We start from the raw sequence: 22,047 nt of genomic DNA on the forward strand, positions 1-22,047 counted from the left end.
CACGTGCCGAACACCGCCGGCTCGTGTCAGAGCACTAGTGCGTGTCTGTTTCGCCCTTGTCGGTCTCGCCCTCGTCCGTCTTGGCGACGGGGGTGTCGAGGGCGCTCACCGCGATGCCGTACGGCAGGAATCGCACGCGGCGTGCCGGATCGGTGTTGGCCTGATTGGCGCGCAGGGCGTCGAGCTCCGTCGCGAAGACCTGTTCCACCCGGGCGCCACCGTCGTCGTCGATGACGAAAACCGCCCATACTCCCGAGCCGGTGTCGCCGGTGGTTTCCGGTTCGGCTCGGCGCCGCGTGCGGGTGCGACCGTCGTCGAAGAGCGCCGACCACGCACCCGCGCCCGCCTGTCCCTCGAAGAGCTTGCCGAACACGTCGCGCAGACCGTCGGACGCCTCCCGTGCGAATCGGTCGAAATCCTCCGGCCCGAAGTTGAACGGACCCCCGCCGGGACTGCCACTGTTGTCTGCCATCGGTCTACCTGTCTGTCGTGCTCGGATACCGCTGAACCCAGTGTCCCCACAATGCGGGTTGTGCGCCACCCACCACCGCCCACCTGCACCGTCCACCCATTCGGCGCGGGTGTCGTATTTGCACCCAGCCTGGGAGAAACCCGGCAACCGCGAGGAATGTCTGGCATTCTTCCCCGCGTGCATACGGGGGTTCGTGGTGCCGGGGTCGTCACAGCGGTGGCATGTGTGCTGTCGGTCCTCGCCGCCGTCGTCACGTCGGCGACCTGGTCACCGGCGGCCGCGGCGCCGACGACACGCGAGCGCATCGACGCCCTCGCGGGCACGTGTGTGTCGCTGCATCTGCCCGACGGCAGGCCCCTCGGCGACGCGAGTGCGCCGTTCTCGGTGCGCGCCGCCGGCGGTGGTCGTTTCCTGTTCTACGGGCGTGACGCCCGGCTGCTGACGGCCACCCCGTCGGGCCCGCCGACCCTCGTGAGGACCCCGACGATCCCCGCGATCTGGTCGGTGCGTCCGGCGTCACCCTGATCTCCGCCTCGCCGCGGCCGCGCACCCTGGTCGGCGTCCGCGTCACCCCTGCCCGTGGGTGCCGGCCGTTCCCCGACGCCGAACTCGGGGTCGTCGGCGCACCGTTCACCGGAACCGGGCCCGACGGCAACCTGCGCGGCTGCGTCGACGCGCACGCCCATCTCATGGCCGAGCAGTTTCTCGGTGGCGAACTGCACTGCGGCGCGCCGTACAGTCCGCTCGGGGTGGACGTTGCACTGCGCGACTGCCCCGACCACGGGCCCGCCGGGGTGCTCGCCGTCTCCGAACAGGTTTTGAGTCGTCCCGGCCCGCACGACACCGTGGGTTGGCCCACCTTCCGGGACTGGCCGCGGTGGGATTCCCTGACCCACGAGCAGACCTACTACCGGTGGATCGAACGCGCGTGGCGCTCGGGTCTGCGGATGATCCAGAACTACTACGTCCAGAACCGTGTGCTGTGCGAGAACTATCCGCTCCGCGATCAGCCGTGTGACGAGATGACGTCGATCCGCATCCAGCACCGCATGCTCCTCGGACTGCAGGACTACATCGACGCACAGGCCGGCGGACCGGGTCGGGGTTTTCTGCGCATCGTCGCCACCGCCGCCGACGCGCGACGGGTCATCGCGCAGGGGAAACTCGCCGTCACCCTCGGTATCGAGGTGTCCGAGCCGTTCGGCTGCCGGTCCGTCGACGGCCGGCCGCGCTGCGACCGTGGCGCCATCGATCGCGGTCTCGATGAGCTGAACCGGATGGGTATCCGGCAGGTCATCCTGACGCACAAGTTCGACAACGCGCTCGGCGGAACGCGTTTCGATCAGGGCGCCACGGGTGTCGCGCTCAACGCGGGCCAGTTGCTGTCCACCGGACATCCGTGGACCGTCGAACCGTGTCCGACGCATCAGCACGACAATCCGGTCGTGGGCTATCGGCGGGGCGTCTGCAATGTGTACGGCCTGACCGAACTCGGCGCGTACACGGTGCGCGGCATCATCGCCCGCCGGATGGTGATCGATGTCGACCACCTGAGTGTGAAGTCCGCGACGTCCGTCCTCGACATCGTTGCCCGCCAAGGGTATCCGGGGGTGGTGTCGTCGCACACCTGGACCGACAAGAGCAACTACCGTCGCATCCTGGCCGCCGGTGGGATCGTCGGTCTGTTCGCCACGCCGGCCGAGGCCGAGGCCGGCGAGGTCGGCCGCCACGGCGACATGCCACCCGATTTCATCTCGGCATGGAAAAACCTTCGTGACCAACGTGATCCACGCTTCTTCTTCGGTGTCGGATTCGGGCCCGATATGGGCGGACTCGGAAAGCAGGCGCATCCACGACCCTCCGCGTCGAGCAATCCGGTCCGCTACCCGTTCACCGGCGCCGACGGACACACCCGAATCGGCCGGCAGGTCACCGGCACACGCGTCTTCGACGTCAATCGGGACGGAACGGCCCATTACGGCCTGCTGCCTGATTGGATCGAAAGCCTACGGATTCAAGCGGGACCCGACGGTCCGCAGTTGATGTCGGACCTGTTCCGGGCGGCCGAGGCCTACGTGCGGATGTTCGCCCGCGTCGAGGCCTACCGGGGTCCGACCCGATGACGACAGGAGGGACGTCCGTGGCGGGCAGGGACATGACCGGGACGGGTCGGCAGTCATCCGCCGACGGCGCGTCGCCGGCGCGGCTGCCCACCGCGACCGTGGCGTCGTACGCGGCGGGCAGCGTCGGGACCGGCGGTTTCGGCGTACTGCCCGGACTCGTACTCGCCTACTACCTGACCGACACCCTCGCGGTTCCGGCCGTGCTGGCCGCGATCGTGGTCCTGATCCCGAAGATCATCGACGTCGCCATCAATCCGATCATCGGCGCGCGCAGCGATCAGGCGTTGGCGCACAGCGGAACCCGCAGTGCCGGCATGATCGCGGGCGCGATGGCCCTCGTGCCCCTGTTCATCCTCACCTTCGCCGCCCCCACCGCGCTGCCCATGCCCGTCGCCGCCGCATGGGTACTGATCTTCTTCTCGCTCAGCGCGGTGGCCTACAGCTTGTTCCAGGTACCGTTCGTCGCGCTGCCCGCCGAACTCACCCCCGACTATCACGAACGGACCCGGCTCGTGGCCACCCGCATCGTGGTGCTGGCCGCCACGATCCTGGTCATCGGGGCGGGCGGTCCCGCGATCCGCGACGCGGTGGGAGGTGCCGTCGGGTACCTCGCGATGGCAATCGCCGCCGTCGCGGTGATCGCGGGCGGAATGCTCGTCACCGGATTCGGTGCGGCACGCCGTTCCCGGCAGGTGACTGCGCGCCCGTCGTCGGGCGGTCACCGGGACGCGCTGGCGGCGATTCGAGAGACGCCGCGGTTCCGGAACCTGTTGGTGATCTACGTGATCCAGGCGCTCGCCAGCGCCATCATGCTCGCCGGCGCCCCGTACATGGCGACCTACATCTTCGACGACGCGACCGTGCTCACCGTCTTCTTCGTGGCGCTGGTGGCCCCGGCGATCGTGGTGATGCCGCTGTGGTCACGTCTGGGCCGGTCACGGGGCAAGGAGACCGGACTCACCGTGGCGTCGTGTCTGTTCATCGTGGGTGCGGCCGGCGCCATCGGCGCCGCCTGGGGTCCGGGATGGTGGGTGTTCGCGGCGGTGGCCCTGGCCGGCGTCGGTTACGCCGGAATGCAGACCTTCCCACTGGCCCTGTTGCCCGACGTGATCGACGAGCACGCGCAGCGTGTGGGCTCCGACCGGGGCGGTGCCATGTCCGGCCTGTGGACCGCGTGTGAGACAGTCGGACTGGCACTCGGGCCCGCGGTGTATCTGCTGATCCTCGCGGCCACCGGGTTCGTGTCATCGGCGGGTGAGGTGGCGGCTGATCAACCAGGATCGGCGCTGGTGGGCGTGGTGGTGGGATTCTCGCTGGTCCCGGCCGCACTCGTCGCGTCATCACTGCTGCTGATGCGGACGATCCGGGCCGGCGCACGGAAGGCCTTGTGACGGTGGCGAAGACGAGTTCGGGACGGACACCCGGCGACATCCTGCGCGCACTCGACACGTTGCGTGAGCAAGACGCCCCCACGCACGGCGGCCGCGTGCTGTCCTACGTCTACGATTCGGGACGGGCCGAACTCGATGAACTCGCCGCAGCCGCCATCGCGCGCGTGCAACCCGTGAACGGCCTCGATCCCACCGTCTTCCGTTCCGTCGCGGCACTGGAATCAGATCTGATCACCTTTGGCCGCAGCGTCTTTCACGCTCCCGACGCGGTGGGTACGGTGACCTCCGGCGGCACCGAGAGTTGTCTCCTGGCAGTGCGGGCGGCCCGCGACCACGCCGGTTATGCCCCCGGTAGCGGTTCGATGGTGGTGCCGACCACCGCGCACGCCGCTTTTCTCAAAGCGGCCGAGTTGCTCGGTGTCCGGCTCATCCGGCTCAGCGTCGACCCACACACCACCACGCCCACAGCGGAATCGGTGGCCGCCGCCGTCTGCGACGACACCTTCCTGCTGGTGGCCTCCGCCCCGAACTATCCGACCGGATGCATCGATCCCATCGAGGTCTTCGGTCGGGTCGCCCTCGACGCCGGTATCGCGCTGCACGTCGACGCGTGCCTCGGCGGTTTCGCCCTGCCGTGGTGGGGCGCGGACACCGAGCCCTTCGACTTCCGGGTTCCGGGCGTGACCAGTCTGTCGGCCGACCTGCACAAGTACGGGTACACACCCAAGGGTGCGTCGCTGCTGTTGCATGCCGATGCCGACCGGCATCGCGCCCAGTACTTCGCGACCACCGACTGGCCGGGCTACCCGGTGGTGAATCCCACACTGCTCGGCTCGCGCTCGGCCGCGGGGGTGGCGTCGTCGTGGGCCATCACCGAATACCTTGGTACCGAAGGCTTTGCGTCCCTCGTACACACCACGCGGGCGGTGACCGAACGCATCGGTGCCGCCATCGCCGCCATCGACGGTCTGCGCGTCCTGGGTGCGCCGACGGGACCGGTGTTCGCGGTGGCCGCCGATCCGGGTGGCGGTGACGCGGTGGATCCGCACCGATGGGCCGCCGCGGTGGCCCGTCGCGGTTTCGCCCTGCAGATGCAGCCGGCCTTCGTCCAGCCCGACGGGACCGCGCTGCCACCGACCACACACCTGACGATGACACCGGTGACCGCCACGGTCGCTGACGAACTCCTCGGCGCGTGCCGGGCCGCGGCCGACGAGGTACGCGGTGTGCCGGCGGCTCCACCGCCCACGGCATTGGCCGAGTTGGCCGCCGCGTTCGATTCCGGTGCGGTGACGGTGGCCGACGTCGCGGCACTGAGCAGTGACGAGGTGGGCGCCGCGCTGGTCGCGGCCGGGATCGACCCGGCCGATCACACCGGCGAGCTGGACATGTCGACGATCATGGCGGCGGTGGCGACGCTGCCGCGAGCGGTGACCGCCCGGATGCTGACCGAGTTCCTCGCCCGGTTCACCAATCCGTGAACGGCATCAGGCTTCTCGGCCCGCCGCCCAGTCCAGTACCCGCTCCGCCGACCACGTGGTCACAATCCGTTCGGGTGGGATCCCGAACTGTTCGGCGCGTTCGGCACCGAGCACCTTGAACTCGAGTTGCCCCGGGGCGTGGGCATCGGAGTCGATGGCGAACAGGCAGCCGATGTCGCGGGCCAGCTCGATGAGATCGTCGGGCGGATCGACCCGTTCCGGCCGCGAGTTGATCTCGACAGCGGTGTCGTGTTCGGCACAGGCCTCGAAGACCCGCCTGGCGTCGAACCGGGATTGCGCCCGCGCCCCGCGACCGCTCAGCACTCGTCGGCCGGTGCAGTGACCGAGCACGTTGACGCGCGGATCACTCACCGCCGCAGTCATTCTCGCCGTCATCGGGCCCGGCTCCATCTTCAGTTTCGAATGCACCGACGCGGTCACGATGTCGAGCCGGTCCAGCATCTCGTCGGACTGATCGAGGGAACCGTCGTCGAGGATGTCGACCTCGATGCCGGTCAAGAGCCGTAGCTCGTCGAGTTGGTCGTCGAGGGCCCCGATGTCGGCGATCTGCTGTTCGAGTCGTTGGGCACTGAGTCCGTTCGCGATCGTCAGCCGTGGCGAATGATCGGTGATCGCCAGCCAGTCCTGTCCGAACGCAGCTGCGGCAGAAGCCATCTCCCATAGCGGCGCGCCACCGTCACTCCAATCGGTGTGCGCATGGAGGTCACCGCGGAGCGCGGTGTAGATACCCTGCCCACGTTCGGTCACGGGCTTGGCGTCGGACTGCAGGACCGCCAGGTAGGACGGCAGGTCACCGGCGTCGGCCTCGACGATGACGCGCGCCGTCTTGTCCCCGATCCCGCGCACGTCGGTCAGCGAGCCGGCACGCGCCCGCTGCCGCAGTAGTTCCGGGTCCATCGCCGCGGCCACCGCGGCGGCGCGTCGGAATGCCTCCACCCGATAGGTACTTTCCCGTGCTCGTTCGAGCAGCCACGCGATCCGCGTCAGCGCCGTCACCGGGTCGACCGGCGCGGTGAGCGGGTCGAGGGGCTTCATTCCTGCGTCCTGTGCTCCTCGGATGTGCTGCCGGCGGATTCGTATCGTCGATGCAGCCGCTCGCGGACGTCGTCGGCGGTGTAGGCGTTGCGTTGTCGCTGATCGCGCACCACCAGGGCTCCTCCGGTGGCGACCCCGACCGCGCCGGCGAGTCCCAGCCATTTCCACACGTTGCGCATGTACCGAGCCTATCCCGGTGGACTACGCTGCATCCGTGCATCCCACCCGCGATTCGGCCGGTATCACGCTCGACGAAGCCCTCGACGCGACGCGGACCGGCGACATCTGGCTGTTCCGCGGACATTCGGGTCCCGACCGGGCCATCCGGACGCTCACCAACTCGCCGGTCAATCATGTGGCGATGACGGTCGGGCTCGATGACCTGCCGCCGCTGCTCTGGCACGCCGAACTCGGCGATCGGCTCACCGACGTGTGGACCGGCTCCAATCATCGCGGCGTTCAGTTACACGACGCCCGAGAGGCGCTGGAGCAGTGGATGATCCGTTACGAGCAACGTTGCTGGATCCGGCAGCTGACGCCGGAGGTGTCCGCGGCCGCGGAGGACGATCTGCTGCGCGTGATCGCCCGCCTGGACGGGACGCCGTTTCCGTCCACCGCGCGGCTCGCCGCCCGCTGGTTTCGAGGCCGGATTCCGACCAGCGTCGATGTGGTACGCGGTATCCCGTATCTCGACCGCAAGGCCCGCGAACGGCGCGCCCGCAAGGCCGGCGCCGAACGCGAACAGGTGGGTCTGGAAGCCGCCTACTGCGCGGAGGTCGTGGCGATCACCTACACCGAGATGGGCCTGCTCGACGCCGACAAGGAATCGAATTGGTTTGACCCGGGCCGGTTCTGGAGCGGTGATCGCCTTCCGCTGGCTGCACCGTTCCGGCTCGGCGACGAGGTCGCCGTGCACCGGTGACCGCGGGTCGCCCGGGTCAGGCCATCGTCGACTCGACCTCGGCGCGACTGCGGTGCGGGTCGCTTCCGAGCACGTACGACGGCAGCGTATGCGGCACGGACGTACCATCGGCCACACGTCTTCTGGCCGCAGTGAATTCGGGTGCCTCACCCATACTCGCGTGCAGACCGTTGATCGCACTCCACACCGCACTGCGCCGGGCTCGTCGTTCCACCGGGTTCGGTGGCCGGTACTGAACCAGCTGGGCGGCCCACCACGGCATGGTGTCGCGGATGGCCCAATCGACCGCGGCCTGAGCGGGATTGGTGAGATTGGCGCCGGTGGCCATCGCGCTGCCGTGGGTGAGCGCCAGGCGCGGGAGGTAACCTTCGAGACATTCGAGTGTCTCGGCCTTGGTGGCGGGGAGATCGGTACCGCCCAGAGCGTGTCCGACGCGGACGAATTCGCCGTAGTAGCAGTCCAGATCGTCGCCGCGCAACGGCCTCGGGTGATAGATCTCGTGGGCGGTGGCAATACCCCAGACGACGGTGGCGTAGTTCCAGCGCAACCAGTGCGGATCGTCGGCGTCATAGGGAAGTCCGTCGGGCCGAACACCTTTGATGGTGTGATGCATGGCCCGCACCGTGCGGGCCAGACGATCGGCGGTGTCGGTGGTGCCATAAGCGGTGCCGATGAAGAAGGCCAGCGAATGGCCCAGGCGGACATTGGCCCCCGCCGGGTCGATCCGCCCCATCGTCTCGATCCGGCCCGAACCATCCACCGGCGTCTTGGCCACCAGGCGCGAATGATGCATGCCCATCCAGAAGATGCTCGGGTCCAGACGTTCCATGTACGACGCGCACTGCAGCCCGAAGATGAGTGCGGGCGTGTGGGAATGCACGTACCAGGTCGCCGAGTCCGGGCCGAACCAGCCCGGATCGCCGACCGGGTCGTCGAAGCTCATCCCGCGGAAGAACTTGGATTTCACGTGCTCGTCGAACTTGTCGTTGAGCCACTTGCCGATGTACTGATGCGGCAGGTCGAACGGCAGCTGGATTCGGGGTCCGGGAATTCGGGGCGCGGGTATATGGGACACGGGAAGCCGGGGGGACGGGATTCTCACGACCGGCATGGTCAACGACATCGGACACCTCCTGGTGACGGGTGTCTCCAGAGTACCGTTTTGGGTACACCCGTGGCCAGACTTTGTTGGTGGCGTGCCGGATGAGCCGTATGCTGGGACGATGTCGTCGAGAGCCGATGCGGCGGTGCCCAGTACCTCCAGGTGGGCCGGGGTCCGGATGGCCGATCGTCGTGCCGAGCGCCGCACCGCGCTCATCAGAGCGGCCTTCGACCTCTTCGGCACCTCGGGCGTGTCGGCCCTCTCGGTCCGCTCGGTCTGCCGCGCATGCGGGTTCAACTCGCGCTATTTCTACGAGAGTTTCCGCGACACCGACGAGTTGCTCGGCGCGGTGTACGACGAGACCGCCGCCGAGTTGGCTGTCGAGATCGAACGCCAGACCAGCTCGGGCGACGGGACGGTCCGCTCGCGCACCCGCGCCGGCATCCGCGGCGTCCTGGAGTTCGGGTCGGCCGATCCCCGCCGCGGCCGCATCCTGTTCACCGAGGCCCGCGCGAATCCGGTACTGGCACAGCGCCGTGCGCAGACCCAGGATCTGTTGCGGGAACTCGCCCTGGCCGAGAATCGGCTCCATGAGGCCGATCCGATGACCAGCAGCGTGCGGGCCGCCCTGTTCACCGGAGCGATGGCCGAACTCGCCCAGCAATGGTTGGCCGGCAATCTCGGCGACGATCTCGACGCGGTGGTCGACGTCGCGCTGCGCCTGCTGCTCGACTGACTGCTCAGGCGGCCGGCGGGCGCACCCTGGCCAGTTCCCGGACCCCGGTCGGTCCCACGCCCCGATCGATCGCGAGAATCAGTGCGGCACATCCGATGCCAGACAGGACCAGGCTCGACGCGAACAGCACCGGATAGCCCGCCAGATCACCGACAATGCCGCCGGCGACGCCCGCGATCCCCTGCACCACCACCACAGCGCACGCCAGCAATGTGTAGTCGGCGCCGGCGTGGTCGCGTTCGGCGGCATCCATCATGAGCGTGAAGACCGCCACGGTGGCCGCACCGCCGAGGAGGTGCTCGGACAATGCGGCCGCCACGATGAGGCCGAGACCACCGGCTCCCGACGCCGCCAGCAGATACAGGCCGATACTCGCCGTCTGGGTGACACCACCGATGAGCAGTGCTCGGCGCCGACCGAACCGGTAGGCCAGCCAGCCGCCTAGGCCCCACCCAGCGCCCCCAGCGAACTCAACGCACCTTTGATCAGCGCGATCTGGCCGTCCGTGAGTCCCTCGTCGACCATGAACGGGCCGACCACCGCCGATCCCATGGAGTCGCCGAACTTGAATCCCCCGACCAGCACGATGAACACCAGCATCCCGGGCCGGCGTAGCCGGGCCCACCACGCCGGCCGACCCGACGACGTGGGTTGCGGTCGGCGTGAACCGCGGATCGAGGTCAGCCCGCGTAGCCACCACACCGGGATCGTGGCCGCCAGGAGCAGGATCGCCATCGCGATGAACAGGACTCGCCATCCGGCCAGCGAGAACAGCCAGAGCAGTCCGCCACCGCCGACGATCATCCCGATCCGGTAGGCCCCGACCTGAATCCCGTTGCCCAGCCCGCGTTGTGCCCCGGACAGCAATTGCACGGCAAGGCCGTCGGTCGCGACATCCTGCGTCGCCGAGAGCAGGTTGATCACCGCGATCCCGATGAACAACCATGTCATCGTCGACGAGAGGTCGAGCATCGCCATCCCCAGAGCGACCACCACCGAGGCGAGTTGCAGGACGATCAGCCACTGTCGGCGGGTGCCGTGCCGGTCGACGAAGGGAGCCCAGATGAACTTGAGCGCCCACGGCCCGAACAGCACGCCGGTCGCACTGATCTCGGTCAACGAGTATCCCGAGCGGCGCAACACCACGGGCACGGTCCCGGTGAAGAAGCCGTACGGCAGCCCCTGCGCGAAGTAGAGCGCACCGAGCGCGACGACAGTGCCGGCCGCGATGGTGGCCGGTCGCTGTGCGGAGGTCATGGCGACATCGTCGCAGACGGGTGGTGTCACCGCTCACGGCGCCGCGCCGGGCTCAATGATGGTCGTGGTCGTGGGAACCCGGCGCGGGGACCTCGGGGCCGTGACCGGCTCCCGGCCGCACCACCCGGATACGCTGCATCATCTCGTTGTCCTCATGGTCGGTGAGGTGGCAGTGCCACACGTATCCCTGCAGCTTCTCCCCGTTGAGACCGGTGAACACAACGTCCGGGTCGAACCCGATCTCATCGGCCCGCGGCCATCGAACGACGATGCGGGTGACCTGATTGGGCGGGCACCGCACCGTGTCCTTCCAGCCGAATTCGTAAGGGGCGGGGGCGAACATGGGGCTCGTTCGGTACCGGTCGGGGTCCGGCGTCCAGCGTGTGCCGAACAGCGGTGGCGGGTTCTCGGCGAGATAGCGCACCTTGTCGAAATCCCAGCGGCCCACGACGCGGAACTGCACGAGGTGCAGATGCATCGCGTGGGCCTGCATGGTGGCGTCGGCGTTCACCAGATCCCAGCATTCGGTGGTGCCCTGTTCGGCGTGCTCGAAGTCGCGGGTGTGGAACCCGACGTTGTTCAGGTTCATCGTGAGCACGCTCAGCCACGACAGATTCCGGGGATTGAGCGTCACGTTGAGTGTGGCCACACGGTGCCGGTCGTGGCCGGTGTGTCGTGGCGGCAGGACCGCCGGCCGGGCCGGTCCACCCCGCAGGCGCTGCGGCACGTGGCGGTAACGGCCCCGGCGCGGGCCGACGTCGAAGCGCATGACCGACCGGATCATGGTGGCGCCGTTGACCTGTCCGGCCCACGAGATCGGCATCGTGTTGATCAGCTCCACCCGCTCCCCCGCCGCCTTGGCGCCGAAGTCGACGAGGATGTCGTAACGCTCGGCAGCCCCCACGTTCAGCGCCCGCACGAGAATCGGCGCGTCCAGCAGTCCGCCGTCGGAGCCGATGACCCAGAACGGAGAGCCATCGGAGAGCGCGAGGCGGTAGTCGTTGAGCTGACTCGCACTCAGCACCCGGAACCGGTAGAGGCCGCGGTCGACACTCATCCGCGGCCAGGCTTTTCCGTTGACGACCATCGTGTCACCGCACATACCGCCCGACCAGTGGCCCGGTGCGACGGTGGGTGTGTTGTCGTAGCGCAGGTGCCCGTTGGGATAGAACAGCTTGTCGCACATGATGAGTGCGGTCTCGTACTCGCCGGCCGGAAGACCGAGTGGGTTGCCCGGCTCGCCGGTGTCCCACTCGTCACGCACGTGGTAATGCCCGGTCAGCCCGGCATAGATCGACAGCCGCGTGGTACCCATCGAATGGTCGTGATACCAGAGCGGAGCCGCATGCGGCGGATTGGTGAATGGATAGGTCACCGACCTGCCCAACCGGAACGGCGACGTCGGAAACCCGTCTTGGGCAGGATGATTCGGCGCAACGTGCAGATGAAGCACCAGCGGTGGGCGGTGCCGGTCGAGTTCGGACACCCCGTGCAGCGACGGGTCCACGTCGATGGCCATGGGATGGGTGCGCATCTGGTTGACGAAGGTGATCTGCGGCTGCTCGCCGGCACGGGTCTCGATCGTCGGCCCGTGGTGGGGCAGCCCGCCGAATCCGACGCTCGGCGCGGGGTCGAGATCACGATGGAAGCGGTGCAGCGCGCCGGCCGCCACCAGTCGTCGCGGGGACTCGATCCGCGGGAGACGCGGCAGTTCGTCGACGACGCGCGTCAGCGGCGGCGAGCGGTAGGTGAAGAACGGAATACCGGGAACCATCGGCTGCTCGTGGTTGAGCGGAGGCGAATATGGCTGCGGCACAGCCGATGCTGCACCCGGGACCACCGCCAGCACCCCGGCGGCCCCGGTTGCCTGCAGCAGCGCGCGTCGGGTGAGTGCACTGCGCAGTCCCCGGTCCGCGTCGGACCCCGTCTGTTCGCTCATCTGACCAACCATCCGCGGGCGGCGTGCGTCGTCACACCGTTGCTGACGAAGTGTAGGACAGGGTTACTGGTTCTGCTTTCAGTTTCAGGAATGGTCTCGGCGGCACACCGAATCCAGCAGCACGGCGGCGATCGCCTCGATGCCGGCCTGATCGGCGTCGTCGAACCGGGCGGGCACGGGACTGTCGAGGTCGAAAACCCCCAAGAGCTCGCCGTCCCGGATCAGCGGCACGACGAGTTCGGACCGGCTCGCGGCGTCGCAGGCGATGTGGTCGGGCACGGCAGGGCGTCGTCGACCCGCTGGGTGGTGGCGGTGCGTGCGGCGGCACCGCACACTCCCCGATCGAGCGGGATGCGGACGCACGCCGGCTTGCCCTGGAAGGGTCCGATGACCAGTTCAGTACCGTCGAAGAAATAGAAGCCGACCCAGTTGAGTTGCGGCAGTGAGTGATACACGAGTGCAGAGACGTTCGCGGCATTCGCGATCAGATCCGTCTCCCCGGCCACCAGCGCCTGGGCGGACTCGATGAGCTCGTCGTATCGATGTCTCGTCGAGCCGGCCAGCACAGGGATTTCGAAACTCATCCCACCAGTATTGCGGCTGCCGGCACCGTCCAGCGCCGGGACGCTGGGTTGCGCGCACGCCGATGCGAATATCGCCGCACCGTCACGCTCGACGGGCGATGCCCGGTCCGGGCAGGTGAACGCGCAGACCCGCGCGGATGTGTCACCATCACTATGACCGGAGCAGTCCGAAGAAAGTGCGGCGGTGGCAATCGAACGTCGTCTCAGCGCAGTGCTGTCGCTGCTCGCTGTCACCGCTCTGACGGTTCTGCTGGTGGTTATCCTGTTCCGTGGTGGCCTTCGATTCTCCTGGGTCTGGGTGGCCTTGCGCTCACCGTGGCGGGTGCTTGGTGGGCCATCACCGAGCGCACCTCCCGACGCACTGTCGGAATCATCGCCGGGCTCGCCGGGGTCGCGATCATCGGTGGGGCGCTGGCGCTCGTGCTGACGGGCGCCGAGCGGTTGCTGATCGGACTGGGCATCGCGGTGGTCCTGCTGGCATGTGCTACGGCGTGCGCGCGGTTCGCCGTGCTTCCCGATCTGCACGCACTGGATGCCGAACGCGTCGCTCGGCCGCCGTCGAAAGCGGTTCTCATCTGTAACCCCAGATCCGGCGACGGCAAGGTCGGCAAGTTCGGGATCATCGCCGCCGCAGCCGAACTCGGCGTGCGCACGATCGTCTTGGAGGCGGGCGACGATCTGGAACAGCTGGCCCGCGACGCGGTCGCCGACGGCGCCGACTGCCTCGGGATGGCCGGTGGTGACGGTTCGCAGGCCCTCGTCGCGTCGGTCGCCGTCGAACACGACCTCCCGTTCGTCTGCGTCAGCACTGGCACCCGCAACCACTTCGCGCTCGACCTCGGGCTGGACCGCGACGATCCGGTGTCGACGTTGCGCGCCTTCGCCGATGGCGTCGAACGCCGAGTGGACTATGCGACGGTCAACGACCGGCTGTTCGTGAACAATGTGTCACTCGGCGTGTACGCGACCGTCGTCGCCCAGGAGTCCTACCGCGCCGACAAAGCACGTACCGCGGCCTCGATGCTGCCCGAACTCCTCGGCCGCGATGCCCGGCCGTTTGATCTCCAGTTCACGACGCCGGCCGGCGACGAGGTCGACGGGGCGTTCGTGATCCTGGTGTCCAACAACCCCTATGCGACCAGCTTCTCCCCCGACGCGGCGACGCGGCACCGCCTCGACACCGGTCGGCTCGGGGTGATCGCCGTGTCGAGCGCCACCGGCGCCGACGCGGTCGCGCTGATGACGCTGTCGGCGATCGGCCTGCGTCGCTCGAGTCCGTTCTGGCACGAGTTCACCGCGCGAGCATTCGAGATCCGCTCGCGCGGCGGCCGCGCGGACGCCGGGATCGACGGCGAGGCGGTGCAACTCGATACTCCGCTGGTCTTTCGCAGCCATCCCAAGGGATTACGGCTGTTGGTCCCGGCCGGTAACCGGGCCGTCGCGGCCCGGCGGCAGGCGCGTGATGTTCATGTTCGTACGCTGGTGCAGATCGCCGCCGGCCGCACACCGGGCAGCCCGTGCCGGTGAGGCGGGTGTCAACTGCGTTCGCGCATCACCCCGGCGTGCCGAATGGTGCCGGAAAGACCGGGTAGTTCCTTCGGCGTCGTCCAGGTGCGCAACCCGTCGGCGCTGTCGGAGTACAGGTACTTGCCACGGGTGTAGGCGTCCAGATACATCCGCCAGCTGCCGTTGGGCAGTTGGACGACCGCGGGGCCTTCGACCAGGTGGCCCCAATTACCCGGCGCCACAAAGCGATAGGGTCCCGTCAACGACGCCGCGACGGCGTGCTGGATGGTCTTCTTTGTCTCGTTCTTGAGCAGCGCGTGATAGGTCGGCCCCACCTTCACGATGGTGGTGTCGATGTGGTCGGCCTAGATTCCGCCGAGCGGCACCGGCAGACCCCAGATCCGCAGTCCCGGGTCCAGAGCCGTCATCACGTAGGGAACAAAGCCGCCGCCCGTCGACATGGAGAGGATGACGCTGACCCGGCCACCCTCCACGAACCATTCGGGTGCCCACGCCTTGGTGGTGAACGGTGAGAGCGACGGTCCGTCACTGGAACCGGCCGACCCCGACGAACCCGGCCCGCTCGAGGAGCCCAGACCCCGTCCGTCACCCGTACCCGGCAGGAAGGCGCAGCACAGCGGCACCGGCCAGCTATAGAGGAACGTCCAGTTCACCCGATCCCGACTGCGCGCGAAGCCGATGTTCGCGCCGTCGACCGTGGTGTAGGTGATGTAGTACCACCCGTCGGTGTGGTGGAAGATGCTCGCGTCACGCACCCGCCCCGACGGCGGCGTGTAGGCGTTCTTCCGCAACACGCGGTAGTGGGTACCGTCGTCGGACTCGTAGACATCCATCGAACGATCGCTGGCGTTGCTGAAGGCGACCATGGTGTACCGCCAGCCCGTGGGGGCGGCGGCGCCGCTCCCCTGGGCGGGAATCATCAGTCCGGCGGCAGCCAGGAGTGCAACCATCACGACGGAGAAAACGACACGCCTGTTGAACTTCATGCGGGCAGTATGGCCGACATCAGGCGTATCATCCATCACTTCTGCCACTTGAGTCCCAGATTGTCATCGACGAGCAGGGCGTGATATCGATCGTCGACACCGATCTGTGCCTGGATCTCCCGAATCGCAGTGCCCAGGATGCCCCGCGACAGCAGGCCGATGCTGAGTGGGCCGGCGGAATCGGCGCCCAGGGGCGGGAGCGTTTGCAGGATCGACCGTTCGTCGTCGGTCAACTCGGCCAGCTGCCACCCGATCTCGGCTTCGACCGCTTCCCGGTCACCGGGGTGGGCCAGCGACACCGCCTTCACCGCGTAGGCCGCCGCCCCGAGCGCGTGCGCACCCATGTGCGCGACCGCGGACGCCTGGGCCACCGACCGTGCTGCCGCTGCTCCCGCCGCGGTGGTGGCGGCCCCGGCGGCCTTTACCGCGATCATTCGCTTGCCGATCTCGGCGGCGGCGGTGCTGTGCCCGGCGCTGTAGTCGCGCGTGCGTGCCACCGCATCCCGGATATCGGCCATCGCGCCGGCGTCGCCGTCGAACAGCGGGAGTACCCGCTCGGCACAGGCGATCGCCCACCGGGCGAGCACGCGGCGCTCGGCATCGTCGAGGGTCTGGATCGAGGTCATCAATCTATCGTCCCCTGCCGTCGCCCCCGCGTCTGCCGTGGCCACCAGTTCACGTCCAGGGTGATCGCGGCACACACGAGACCGCGTTGCTCGACGCCACGCGTCGGCGCCGATCGCCGGGTCACGGCAGTGAGAGGAAGTCTCGCAGCCACTGATCGACCTCTCGCATCGTGTCGCTGTCCACGACACCGATGATCGCGTGAATCCGTTCGCGCGCAATTGTTCTCGGCTGTTCGGTCATAGCGAATGTGGGCCGCTGCGGCGTGAACTCGTTCCCACGCAGGCGCACGTGATTCGGCCATCCGCGGTCCGTGGTGGTTGCGGGAAGAATGATCGCAAGACTATCGGCTTGGGCGAGAAAGATGTCGCTGGACACTACGAGCGCGGGACGGCGCCCGGCCTGCTCGCGCCCACGAGCGGGATCGAGTTCGACCCAGCACACCGTTCCTCGCCGAAGCTCAGCGGACATCGTCGTCGGCGCTCAGCGCGGTGTCCCAGCGGCGAAACTCGTCCCAGTAGTCGGCGTCCGCGCCGCGAAATGCGCGACCGAAAGCTTCCATTCGCTGACGACGTTCGTATCCATCGAGCAGGTTCTCGATCAGCCGGGCTGCCGTCATCCCACGCGCCTCGGCGTCACGGTTGATGCGATCACGCAGTTCAACCGACACTTTGATGGTCGTCGTCGCCATGCCGCACAGTCTACCGATTGGTAGACGACTGCGTCTACCAGACTTATCACCAGGGCTTGTTCATGGCCTCGACGGCAAGCTCAACCAGCAGGAGGTCAAGCCCTCAGTCGGGTCGGCCGCTGACCCGTGGTGCTCGAGTTCGGAGTTCAACTCGTCACGCAAAGCGTCCACGTCGTCTTCACGCCCGCTCGATCGGGAACCACAGCTCACACGTGGCCGTACTGAAATCCTCCGCACGCTCCAGGATCGCCACGATCGACGGTCCCGGGCGCAGTCGCCATGGGTTGGACGGGAACCACTCCGTCGCCGATGCCGCGTACGCTTCCTGCAGTCCGGCCGGGTGCGGCCCCGACGTGCGGAAGGCGACCCATGCCCCGGCATCGAGGTCGATCACGTCGAGATCGGTGGGAACCTCGGCGTCGGCGCCGACCGCCACGCCGAACAGATAGGTGAGCTCGCTACCCTCCCGATAATCGGGACCGCCGTACGCACCGCACTGTGGCGCGCCCTGCACATGCTGGTCGACCAGTCCCCACCCGTCCTCGCCGACACGCTCGGGCTGCGGATCGCCGATGTCGACGACTCGTGGAGGCAGCGTCCGGATATGGATCCGGTCCGGATGAGTACCAACCGGGCGTCGATCGTGGCCCGCTCGCGGCTGGCCAAGGATGTGGTAAGCGCTTCGGGGGCAACGCAATACGTCATCCTGGGGGCCGGGCTGGACACCTTCGCACAGCGGCACGACGGCCCGACGCAAGTCTTCGAGATCGACGCGCCCGCCACCTCGGCCTGGAAGCGGGACCGGCTCGATGCACTCGGACTGCGCGCCGCGGAACGGCTACACCTGGTGCCCGTCGATTTCGAGGCCGGCGAGTCGTGGCTGGACCAGGTGGTCACCGCGGGCCTCGATCCGGCGATACCCACCGTGGTGTCCATGCTGGGCGTGACGATGTACCTGAGTCGGGAGGCCATATCGGCGACGTTGTGCGCCGCCGCGACGCTGGCCGCGGGCTCGACGATGGTGTTCAGCTACTCGCGCCCGATCGAGATGGCACCGGCCTAGATCCGCCCGATCCTGCAGGGCGCAGCAGACGGGGCGGCGGCGTCCGGACACCCGTGGCTCAGCCTGCTGTCGCCCGACCACGCGGCCGCGCTGGCGTACGAAGCCGGCTTCGGCGACGTGGCGATCGTGACCTCGCAGGATCTGCACGACCGCTACTTCGCCGAGCGCGGCGATCAGCTCAGTCCGGTCGGCGGCGAAGACCTGGTGATCGCCACCGTGAGCACGGCGTGAGGGGTCGCCGGCCACCGATCGCGACCCTCGCCTGGACATCAGCCCGGCAGATCACACACCAGAAGATGGAAGGCGCCTCCGCCGTCCCCCCGCGCTTGTCGTCGATCTGAGGAAAACCCGCTGCGCGAATACCCGCTGCGAGTTCGTCGATGGGTCGCAACCGGAATCCATGCGTTCCGCAGCCGAACAGCCTCATGCGGTCGGCGCGACGTACTCAAACTGCAAGTCTGTCACCCGCGCTATGTAGCCAAAGTCATGGTCCGCCGCCAGGACTGTCGCGTCGTTAACGATGCCGTACCCCGCAATGATGATGTCTAACGATCCGGCCGCACGAACCATCCCCGCATTCCACAGCGCGCTTTGGATATCCAGTACCAGTGACTCGTCAGGGGCGCGTTCCAGGGGGAACCCCAATGAGATCTGCTCACGGTACCGAGCATGATCCTCGGGCGTACGGGCGCTATGACAAAACTCTAGGACCTGCGGCGGGCAGGTGACGAACAAGTCCGCGGGCGCACGCTCGATGCGCCGCAACCGGTCCGTGATCTTCGGGTCACCGGTGGCCAATCTCGCCCAGACGGAGTTGTCGACGAGGTAGTCGGTCATCAATGCTCGGGCTCGTCCGGTGGAATTACCGGCGCCCCTAGTCCTTCCGGCAAGTCATTGAGCGCGGCGATACCCTCGATCATGGTCCCCTTCTGCTTAGACGCGATGAGCCTCCTCAGCGCAAGGTCGAGCACAGCCCGATTGGATCGCTCCCCCGTCAGCTCCCTGGCCCGCTCGATCAATGCGGGGTCCAGATCGACACTTGTAACCGCCATGTGACACCTCCCCAGATCTTATATATCGAAGTATATACTTCTCGTGGTGGGAGTCGGCACCTGATCATGCTCGCGTGCCGTTGCCGCTCGGGAATCCCACGCTGGACGGGCCTACTATGCCCGCAAGGCGCTGGGAACCGTCGGCAGGCGTGCCCGAGTCGGCGAGACATGTATGTGTACAGCCTGATTGAGCCCACCGCCGCGCCATAGTGCGCCGACGCTGAACCGAGGTCAACTACACGTTGAACCGGAACTCCACAACATCCCCGTCGGCCATGACGTAGTCCTTGCCCTCCATCCGCACCTTGCCCGCGGCCTTGGCGGCGGCCATCGACCCGGCGGCGTCGAGGTCCTCGAAGGAGACGATCTCGGCCTTGATGAAGCCCTTCTCGAAGTCGGTGTGGATGACCCCGGCAGCCTTGGGCGCGGTGTCACCCCGATGGATCGTCCACGCGCGAGATTCCTTGGGGCCGGCCGTCAAATAGGTCTGCAGCCCGAGGGTGTGGAAGCCGGCGCGGGCCAGCGATCGGAGTCCGGGTTCGTCCTGCCCGATGGAGTCGAGCAGTTCCTGCGCGTCTGCATCGTCGAGTTCGAGCAGTTCACTCTCCACCTTGGCGTCGAGGAAGACGGCGTCCGCGGGTGCGATGGCGGCCTTCAACTCCGCCTTGCGGGCATCATCGGTGAGCACGCTCTCGTCGGAGTTGAAAACGTACAGGAACGGCTTGGTGGTCATCAGGTGGAGTTCGCGGACCGCCGTGTGGTCAAACGAATCCTTCTGCGAGAACAGGGTTTTGCCCGAGTTCAGGATTTCCTGCGCCTTCTGCGCGGCGGCCACGGTCTCGGCGAGGTCCTTGTTCTTGCGGGCGTCCTTCTCCAGCCGCGGCAGCGCCTTCTCCAGGGTCTGGAGGTCGGCAAGGATCAGTTCGGTCTCGATGACCTCGATGTCGGAGAGCGGGTCGACGCGGCCGTCGACGTGCACCACGTCGTCGTCGGCGAAGACGCGGACGACCTGACAGATCGCGTCGGCCTCACGGATGTTGGCCAGGAACTGGTTGCCCATCCCCTCGCCCTCGGAGGCGCCCTTCACGATGCCGGCGATGTCGACGAAGGACACCGTCGCGGGCAGGATGCGTTCGCTACCGAAGATCTCGGCGAGCCGCTCGAGACGGCTGTCCGGGAGCTCGACGACCCCGATGTTCGGCTCGATGGTGGCGAACGGGTAATTCGCCGCCAGCACGTCGTTACGGGTCAGCGCGTTGAACAGGGTCGACTTGCCGACGTTGGGCAGGCCGACGATTCCGAGGGTGAGACTCACGGGCGCCCAGTCTATCGGTCGGGGCCGCGGAGACTTCCGGGGACGTCGGCGTCAGGCCGGTTCGGCGGTGCCCGGGTCGCTACGAGGAGCCTCATCCGGCGGGTCCTCGTCGCGCACCTCACCCGCGTGGGCGGTCACCGGAGTGCCTTCGGGCGGCAGGGTTTCGCCTGCGCGCTCGGCGATCTGCTCGTTGAGGTAGCGCAGGACCACCGCGATGGCCGCCACCGCGGGAACGGCGAGGAAGGCCCCGGTGATCCCGAAGAGCGTGCCGCCCAAGGTGACCGACAGGAGCACGATCACCGCGTGCAGATCCATCGACTTGGACTGCAGCCACGGCTGCAGCACATTTCCCTCGAGTTGCTGCACGGCCAGGATGATGGCGAGCACGATCAGCGCCGAGGTGAGCCCATTGGAGACCAGCGCGATCAACACGGCCAGTGCCCCGGCGACGAACGCACCGACGATCGGGATGAACCCGCCGAGGAACGTGATGACGATCAGCACTCCAGCCAGCGGGATGTCCAGGATCACCAGGCCGATACCGATGAGCGCGGCATCGACAAAGCTGACCAGCGCCTGGGTGCGGATGAAGCCACCGAGGCTGGCCCACATCCGGTTGAGCACCTCGCCCACATGCGATCCGGTGGGCTTACCCAGGTTGCGGGCGAGCCACGGTACGAACTTCGGCCCGTCCTTGAGGAAGAAGAACACCAAGACCAACGCGCTGAAGATGGTGACCAGCAGCGAGGTCGCCGTACCGACGCCGCTGAAGACGCCCTGCGCGATCGTCGACGAACTGGACTGCAGCTTGTCGGTGATGGTGTGCACGACGTTGTCGAGTTGTTCGTCGCGCACGTTCAGCGGCGGACCCTGCACCCAATCCTGGAGCTTCTTGACACCGTCGGTCGCCCGGTTCGCGAGGTCCGGTGCCTGGTCGACGACCGACGGCACGATCGCGCCGATCACTCCCGCGAACACGCCCACCGCGACCAGCATCATGACCACCGACGCCGCTGCGGGCGGGACCCCGTGATTGCGCATCCAGCGCACCGGTGGCCACAGGATGGTGCACACGATGATGGCCAACAGAATGGGCAACAGGATCACCCACAGCTTGGCGAGCAGCCACATCACCACCCACAGCGTGGCCACGACGAGGATGATCTGCAGGCCGACGAGTGCACTCGAACGCAGACCGGCCATCATCACACTCGTCCGCGACGGGTAGGTGCGGGCGGAGTCGGGTGTGCCGACGGAATCGGTGGCGGAATCGGGAGCGTGCGCGTTGTCCGGGTTCTCGGATGAACCGAAACCGGCGGGCGTGTCTGTCACGACTCGATCCTCACACACCCGGGTCGATCACGGAATTCGTAGTAGAAGGTCATCCATGGCGTGACCATCTACTACGAGGTGCGGAACACGCGACGATCAGTGACGACGGAAGCGCTTCTCGAGGTAGCGCACCAGCGCGTTCATCGCCTCGAGTTCCAGCACGAGCGGAGTCGCGTCGGCCACCGACTCCGTCTCGGGCCGGTGGGCCGTCGGTGCGGGTTCGCCGGGCGCATCCTCGACGACAGCGCCGGAGCCCGATGGTGCGGCGACGAGTCGACGCCGCTGCAGCCGGCCGTCGGCGCGCTCGTCCGCGCACGCTCGTCTGATGGTGTCGGGCCCGTAGAGACCCATCATGAACTCCAGCCCCCACGCCGGGAACTCGGACAAAGGCAGG

The 22,047-nt window shown here is 67.7% G+C and carries 22 protein-coding genes and 3 pseudogenes; 8 read left to right on the plus strand and 17 right to left on the minus strand.

Annotated elements, in window-relative coordinates; translation table 11 throughout:
- Nucleotides 1-34 precede the first annotated feature (34 nt).
- Nucleotides 35-472: a hypothetical protein gene (locus GBRO_RS16770; RefSeq protein ID WP_012835086.1), complete on the minus strand. Its 438-nt coding sequence runs from the start codon at nt 470-472 to the stop codon at nt 35-37.
- A gap of 177 nt (nt 473-649) precedes the next feature.
- Here GBRO_RS16770 and GBRO_RS27560 point away from each other — a divergent pair, with 177 nt between their 5' ends.
- From GBRO_RS27560 to GBRO_RS16790, 4 genes are all read left to right on the plus strand, one after another.
- A complete protein-coding gene (locus GBRO_RS27560; RefSeq protein ID WP_267615866.1) occupies nt 650-997 on the plus strand; it encodes a hypothetical protein in 348 nt (115 codons plus the stop codon).
- A gap of 164 nt (nt 998-1,161) precedes the next feature.
- Complete coding sequence (locus GBRO_RS16780; RefSeq protein ID WP_012835088.1) at nt 1,162-2,595, plus strand: amidohydrolase family protein; 1,434 nt, start codon at nt 1,162-1,164, stop codon at nt 2,593-2,595.
- Nucleotides 2,596-2,612: 17 nt separating this feature from the next.
- Complete coding sequence (locus tag GBRO_RS16785; RefSeq protein ID WP_012835089.1) at nt 2,613-3,986, plus strand: MFS transporter; 1,374 nt, start codon at nt 2,613-2,615, stop codon at nt 3,984-3,986.
- On the plus strand, nt 3,983-5,467 hold the full coding sequence (locus tag GBRO_RS16790) for a pyridoxal phosphate-dependent decarboxylase family protein (RefSeq protein WP_012835090.1): 1,485 nt from the start codon (nt 3,983-3,985) through the stop codon (nt 5,465-5,467). Before GBRO_RS16785 ends, GBRO_RS16790 begins: the two co-directional genes overlap by 4 nt.
- Nucleotides 5,468-5,473: 6 nt before the next feature.
- Here the strand turns inward: GBRO_RS16790 and GBRO_RS16795 are convergent, their stop codons facing one another.
- Together GBRO_RS16795 and GBRO_RS16800 are read right to left on the minus strand one after the other, a co-directional pair.
- Entirely contained in the window at nt 5,474-6,523 is a 1,050-nt protein-coding gene (locus GBRO_RS16795) for a PHP domain-containing protein (RefSeq protein WP_012835091.1), read from the minus strand.
- A complete protein-coding gene (locus GBRO_RS16800) occupies nt 6,520-6,702 on the minus strand; it encodes a hypothetical protein (protein ID WP_012835092.1) in 183 nt (60 codons plus the stop codon). Before GBRO_RS16800 ends, GBRO_RS16795 begins: the two co-directional genes overlap by 4 nt.
- Before the next feature lie 35 nt (nt 6,703-6,737).
- On the opposite strand from GBRO_RS16800, the gene GBRO_RS16805 reads away from it, so the two are divergent.
- Nucleotides 6,738-7,445: a hypothetical protein gene (locus GBRO_RS16805; RefSeq protein ID WP_041920627.1), complete on the plus strand. Its 708-nt coding sequence runs from the start codon at nt 6,738-6,740 to the stop codon at nt 7,443-7,445.
- Nucleotides 7,446-7,461: 16 nt separating this feature from the next.
- Here GBRO_RS16805 and GBRO_RS16810 read toward each other — a convergent pair whose 3' ends face one another.
- A complete protein-coding gene (locus GBRO_RS16810) occupies nt 7,462-8,556 on the minus strand; it encodes an oxygenase MpaB family protein (RefSeq protein WP_012835094.1) in 1,095 nt (364 codons plus the stop codon).
- 136 nt (nt 8,557-8,692) lie between these two features.
- Between GBRO_RS16810 and GBRO_RS16815 the strand changes: the two genes are divergently transcribed.
- Nucleotides 8,693-9,283: a TetR/AcrR family transcriptional regulator gene (locus tag GBRO_RS16815; RefSeq protein ID WP_012835095.1), complete on the plus strand. Its 591-nt coding sequence runs from the start codon at nt 8,693-8,695 to the stop codon at nt 9,281-9,283.
- 4 nt (nt 9,284-9,287) lie between these two features.
- Here GBRO_RS16815 and GBRO_RS16820 read toward each other — a convergent pair.
- From GBRO_RS16820 to GBRO_RS16830, 3 genes and pseudogenes are all read right to left on the minus strand, one after another.
- Nucleotides 9,288-10,540 (minus strand): annotated as a pseudogene (locus GBRO_RS16820) (MFS transporter).
- A gap of 52 nt (nt 10,541-10,592) precedes the next feature.
- Nucleotides 10,593-12,479, minus strand: a complete 1,887-nt coding sequence (locus GBRO_RS16825; RefSeq protein WP_012835098.1) for a multicopper oxidase family protein — start codon at nt 12,477-12,479, stop codon at nt 10,593-10,595.
- Nucleotides 12,480-12,563: 84 nt separating this feature from the next.
- A pseudogene (locus tag GBRO_RS16830) lies at nt 12,564-13,063 on the minus strand (GAF domain-containing protein).
- 315 nt (nt 13,064-13,378) lie between these two features.
- Here GBRO_RS16830 and GBRO_RS16835 point away from each other — a divergent pair.
- On the plus strand, nt 13,379-14,590 hold the full coding sequence (locus GBRO_RS16835; RefSeq protein ID WP_012835099.1) for a diacylglycerol/lipid kinase family protein: 1,212 nt from the start codon (nt 13,379-13,381) through the stop codon (nt 14,588-14,590).
- Nucleotides 14,591-14,598: 8 nt separating this feature from the next.
- Here the strand turns inward: GBRO_RS16835 and GBRO_RS16840 are convergent.
- From GBRO_RS16840 to GBRO_RS16860, 5 genes and pseudogenes are all read right to left on the minus strand, one after another.
- A pseudogene (locus GBRO_RS16840) lies at nt 14,599-15,576 on the minus strand (arabinofuranosidase).
- Nucleotides 15,577-15,611: 35 nt separating this feature from the next.
- A complete protein-coding gene (locus tag GBRO_RS16845) occupies nt 15,612-16,202 on the minus strand; it encodes a putative immunity protein (protein ID WP_012835100.1) in 591 nt (196 codons plus the stop codon).
- A gap of 121 nt (nt 16,203-16,323) precedes the next feature.
- Nucleotides 16,324-16,671: a type II toxin-antitoxin system PemK/MazF family toxin gene (locus GBRO_RS16850; RefSeq protein ID WP_041919952.1), complete on the minus strand. Its 348-nt coding sequence runs from the start codon at nt 16,669-16,671 to the stop codon at nt 16,324-16,326.
- Nucleotides 16,661-16,891, minus strand: a complete 231-nt coding sequence (locus tag GBRO_RS16855; protein ID WP_012835102.1) for a hypothetical protein — start codon at nt 16,889-16,891, stop codon at nt 16,661-16,663. Before GBRO_RS16855 ends, GBRO_RS16850 begins: the two co-directional genes overlap by 11 nt.
- A 178-nt stretch (nt 16,892-17,069) precedes the next feature.
- Complete coding sequence (locus tag GBRO_RS16860) at nt 17,070-17,405, minus strand: GyrI-like domain-containing protein (RefSeq protein ID WP_223374734.1); 336 nt, start codon at nt 17,403-17,405, stop codon at nt 17,070-17,072.
- Here GBRO_RS16860 and GBRO_RS16865 point away from each other — a divergent pair, their 5' ends adjacent.
- Complete coding sequence (locus tag GBRO_RS16865) at nt 17,406-17,954, plus strand: class I SAM-dependent methyltransferase (RefSeq protein ID WP_231140551.1); 549 nt, start codon at nt 17,406-17,408, stop codon at nt 17,952-17,954.
- 423 nt (nt 17,955-18,377) lie between these two features.
- On the opposite strand, the gene GBRO_RS16870 is transcribed toward GBRO_RS16865, so the two are convergent.
- The 5 genes from GBRO_RS16870 to GBRO_RS16890 all read right to left on the minus strand — a co-directional run bounded on the left by GBRO_RS16870 (nt 18,378) and on the right by GBRO_RS16890 (nt 22,040).
- Nucleotides 18,378-18,791, minus strand: coding sequence for a PIN domain-containing protein (locus GBRO_RS16870; protein ID WP_012835103.1), 414 nt, complete (start codon nt 18,789-18,791; stop codon nt 18,378-18,380).
- Complete coding sequence (locus GBRO_RS16875; protein ID WP_012835104.1) at nt 18,791-19,006, minus strand: type II toxin-antitoxin system VapB family antitoxin; 216 nt, start codon at nt 19,004-19,006, stop codon at nt 18,791-18,793. Before GBRO_RS16875 ends, GBRO_RS16870 begins: the two co-directional genes overlap by 1 nt.
- Before the next feature lie 235 nt (nt 19,007-19,241).
- Complete coding sequence (gene ychF, locus GBRO_RS16880) at nt 19,242-20,321, minus strand: redox-regulated ATPase YchF (protein WP_012835105.1); 1,080 nt, start codon at nt 20,319-20,321, stop codon at nt 19,242-19,244.
- A 51-nt stretch (nt 20,322-20,372) separates the two neighbouring features.
- Nucleotides 20,373-21,653, minus strand: a complete 1,281-nt coding sequence (locus GBRO_RS16885) for an AI-2E family transporter (RefSeq protein ID WP_012835106.1) — start codon at nt 21,651-21,653, stop codon at nt 20,373-20,375.
- Between the two features lie 96 nt (nt 21,654-21,749).
- Nucleotides 21,750-22,040 carry a hypothetical protein gene (locus GBRO_RS16890; protein WP_041919953.1) on the minus strand — a complete coding sequence of 97 codons (291 nt, stop codon included), beginning with the start codon at nt 22,038-22,040 and terminating at the stop codon, nt 21,750-21,752.
- Between the last annotated feature and the right edge of the window lie 7 nt (nt 22,041-22,047).

This window comes from Gordonia bronchialis DSM 43247, from assembly GCF_000024785.1.
Lineage (GTDB): Bacteria > Actinomycetota > Actinomycetes > Mycobacteriales > Mycobacteriaceae > Gordonia > Gordonia bronchialis.

What these genes read in the sequence shown, in the direction of transcription:
- GBRO_RS16770 (WP_012835086.1), bottom strand. Translation starts at nt 472, where the DNA reads ATGGCAGACAACAGTGGCAGTCCCGGCGGGGGTCCGTTCAACTTCGGG.
- GBRO_RS16780 (WP_012835088.1), top strand. Translation starts at nt 1,162, where the DNA reads ATGGCCGAGCAGTTTCTCGGTGGCGAACTGCACTGCGGCGCGCCGTAC.
- GBRO_RS16795 (WP_012835091.1), bottom strand. Translation starts at nt 6,523, where the DNA reads ATGAAGCCCCTCGACCCGCTCACCGCGCCGGTCGACCCGGTGACGGCG.
- GBRO_RS16800 (WP_012835092.1), bottom strand. Translation starts at nt 6,702, where the DNA reads ATGCGCAACGTGTGGAAATGGCTGGGACTCGCCGGCGCGGTCGGGGTC.
- GBRO_RS16810 (WP_012835094.1), bottom strand. Translation starts at nt 8,556, where the DNA reads ATGCCGGTCGTGAGAATCCCGTCCCCCCGGCTTCCCGTGTCCCATATA.
- GBRO_RS16825 (WP_012835098.1), bottom strand. Translation starts at nt 12,479, where the DNA reads ATGAGCGAACAGACGGGGTCCGACGCGGACCGGGGACTGCGCAGTGCA.
- GBRO_RS16845 (WP_012835100.1), bottom strand. Translation starts at nt 16,202, where the DNA reads ATGACCTCGATCCAGACCCTCGACGATGCCGAGCGCCGCGTGCTCGCC.
- GBRO_RS16850 (WP_041919952.1), bottom strand. Translation starts at nt 16,671, where the DNA reads ATGTCCGCTGAGCTTCGGCGAGGAACGGTGTGCTGGGTCGAACTCGAT.
- GBRO_RS16855 (WP_012835102.1), bottom strand. Translation starts at nt 16,891, where the DNA reads ATGGCGACGACGACCATCAAAGTGTCGGTTGAACTGCGTGATCGCATC.
- GBRO_RS16865 (WP_231140551.1), top strand. Translation starts at nt 17,406, where the DNA reads ATGCTGGTCGACCAGTCCCCACCCGTCCTCGCCGACACGCTCGGGCTG.
- GBRO_RS16870 (WP_012835103.1), bottom strand. Translation starts at nt 18,791, where the DNA reads ATGACCGACTACCTCGTCGACAACTCCGTCTGGGCGAGATTGGCCACC.
- GBRO_RS16875 (WP_012835104.1), bottom strand. Translation starts at nt 19,006, where the DNA reads ATGGCGGTTACAAGTGTCGATCTGGACCCCGCATTGATCGAGCGGGCC.